The sequence below is a fragment of the Streptomyces sp. 13-12-16 genome (assembly GCF_002114215.1).
Lineage (GTDB): Bacteria > Actinomycetota > Actinomycetes > Streptomycetales > Streptomycetaceae > Streptomyces.
In genome coordinates, this window is the sequence record NZ_NCTE01000668.1 from 1 (window position 1) to 2,562 (window position 2,562).

A 2,562-nucleotide genomic window follows, 5' to 3' on the forward strand; every position below is an offset into this window, starting at 1 on the left:
CCGCGCGGGGTCAGGGTGACCGTGGTGCCGGGCCGGGGCCGGGCGGAGGCGGGCAGCGTACGCACGGTGTAGCTGCCGTCGCCGCGGCCCCGCCACTCCACGGCGGGCGCGTCGGGTGTGCGGGCGGACCGGCTCAGGACGTGGATCTCGTCGGCGACCAGGAAGCAGGACAGCAGTCCGATGCCGAACTGGCCGATGAAGTCGGCGCGCTGCTCGGAGAGCTTCCCCCAGCCTCGAATGGGCTCGGCCGGGGAGACCCCCATGGCGCGCTTGCTGCTGCGGCCGATGGTGGCGAGGAAGGTGTGCACATCGGCCTCGGTGAGACCGACGCCGTCGTCCTCGACGCGCACCACCGAGCCGTCGGCGTACAGGCGGATGCCGAAGGTGCCCGCGGGGGCGTCCGGTTCGAGGGTGTGCCGGGCGGTGAGCGCGTCCACCGCGTTCTGCATCAGTTCGCGCAGATAGACGCGGGGGCTGGAGTAGAGGTGGTGGGAGAGGAGGTCGACGAGGCCGCGCAGGTCGACCTGGAAGGTGCGGTCGGCGGTGTTCTCGGGCAGGGTCATGGGCGGTCCGGGGTGTGAGGGCACGGGGCGGCGGCGGAAGAGGGCGGGCCGGGGCTCAGAAGGCCTTGCGGAAGCGCGCGTACGCCTTCTGCGGCTCGGACATGAACGTCCACGGCCACTCCGTGTACGCGCCCTCCAGCTCGCGGAAGACGTTCGAGGCCGTGCTGCTTCCGGACAGGGACAGGGCCATGGCGAACATGTTGTAGTCGCCCTGCCAGCCCAGCCGGCGCTCGTAGGCGTGGTGCAGGATGCTGCGCTCCGCCGCCTGCCTCAACGCGGTCCGGATCCTGGGATGCTGGAGGCAGGCGCTGTCGTCGGACTCCACCCACTCCTCGATGTACGCCATCGCGACGACACAGCCGAGCCGGTGGCCGTCGGGCGCCTTGTCGAACGCCGCGCGGGCGAACTCCAGGGCCTCACCCGGCTCACCGCCCCAGCGTGGCTGGAGCTGCGACAGCCATTCGAGGTGGCTCTCCAGGTCCAGCGGGTCGCGGCGCAGGGCGGCGTCCAGCCGGGTCTCGCCGACGACGCGGCCCAGGGACGTGCCGCGGGCGGAGGTCAGCAGGCGGCGCCACGGGGTGATCCACCCGGGGCACAGTTCGGCGGCCTCGAACAGCTGCTCCTCGGCGATGTGGAGCCGCTCGTGGAAGATCCGCCACTGCTCCCGCGTGACGTCCACGGCACGCGCGCTGGTCCGGGCCTCCCAGCCCCAGCTGATGTGCCGCGCCCCGGATATCAGCAGGGCCAGGGCGCGGTGCTCCTCGTCCTCCTCGACGGCGCGGCCGATCCAGTCCTGCACCCCGTCCAGGTCCGCCAGTTGACCGAGGACGTGATGGTCGCGGCCCAGGTCGAAGGGGGCCAGGGCCGTCTTGACCGCCTCCCAGTCACCCGCGTCCGCAGCCTCGACGACCGCCAGCACCCGCGCGTCCCCGAGGGCGCGCAGGGCGTGGACCCCGTTCTTCCTGCGCGGGGCCGAGAGGGCGTGCGGATCCGCCGCCGATCTCGCCTCGTCCCTGCCGAACAGCTTGCCGAACATCCGCGCCCTCCCCTGGCCCCGCGTGATCATCCGGTGCAGCATAAGCGACCCCACCGACACTGGTTCCACAGGGTTTTCACCGGCTTTTCACGGCCCCGGGCGCTCCGGCCGGCGCCGGCGCGCGCGCCGGCGCCGGCCGGAGCGGTACGTGAAGCCCGTCAGTCGAGGACCGCGACGGCCTCGATCTCGACGAGGTGCTCGGGGACGTCGAGCGCCGCCACACCCAGGAGCGTGGCCGGCGGGACCGGGGTGACTCCCAGCTTCGCGGCGGCGCGGGAGATCCCCTCCAGGAGCAGGGGCATCTTGTCGGGGGTCCAGTCGACGACGTGGACCGTCAGTTTCGCCACGTCGTCGAAGGAGCCGCCGGCCCCGGCCAGGGCGGTGCCGATGTTGAGGTAGCACCGCTCGACCTGCGCGGCGAGGTCGCCCGCCCCCACCGTGGCCCCCTCCGCGTCCCAGGCGACCTGCCCGGCGACGAAGACCAGCTTCGACCCCGAGGCGATGGAGACCTGCCGGTAGACGTCGATCTCCGGCAATCCGTCGGGGTTCACCAGAGTGATGGCCATGCTGCCGCCTCCTTGTCACGCGAGACCACACTGGTCTCTTTTGGTTACTGGGAAACCATAAGAAAGTGGCCGCTGACATGGAAGAACGCACTTTTCGGTGACTGAGGAACCTCATGGTGACCGAGCAGTTCGAGGGAGGCGAAGGCCACGGTGGGGCTCCGGGCTCACCTCGGGCCGGGAACGGAGGAGGCCTCGGTCACCGGGGTTCCGGGACCGTCGGCCGGGGCCTGGGGGGTGGGGCGGGCTTCGGCCGGTTCCGGTGACACCGACGGAGACGGAGTGGGTGTGACGGAAGGGCTGCTCACGGGCGGCGGGGCGAGGGGGACCGACGGGGACACCGGATCGCCGGGGGCCGACGACTGCGGCGGCAGCACGACGAGGGCGGCGACGGCGCACG

At 72.3% G+C, this 2,562-nt stretch carries 3 protein-coding genes; all 3 read right to left on the reverse strand.

Annotated features, from left to right (window positions below):
• Positions 1 to 563 (reverse strand): ATP-binding protein (locus B7767_RS25580; RefSeq protein WP_179167284.1); only part of this gene is annotated, 563 nt, incomplete at its 3' end.
• A 55-nt stretch (positions 564 to 618) separates the two neighbouring features.
• The gene (locus B7767_RS25585; RefSeq protein ID WP_085574258.1) at positions 619 to 1,599 is read right to left on the reverse strand and encodes a hypothetical protein; all 981 of its coding nucleotides are present in this window, start codon (positions 1,597 to 1,599) and stop codon (positions 619 to 621) included.
• A gap of 158 nt (positions 1,600 to 1,757) precedes the next feature.
• Positions 1,758 to 2,165, reverse strand: a complete 408-nt coding sequence (locus B7767_RS25590; RefSeq protein ID WP_085574257.1) for a RidA family protein — start codon at positions 2,163 to 2,165, stop codon at positions 1,758 to 1,760.
• Between the last annotated feature and the right edge of the window lie 397 nt (positions 2,166 to 2,562).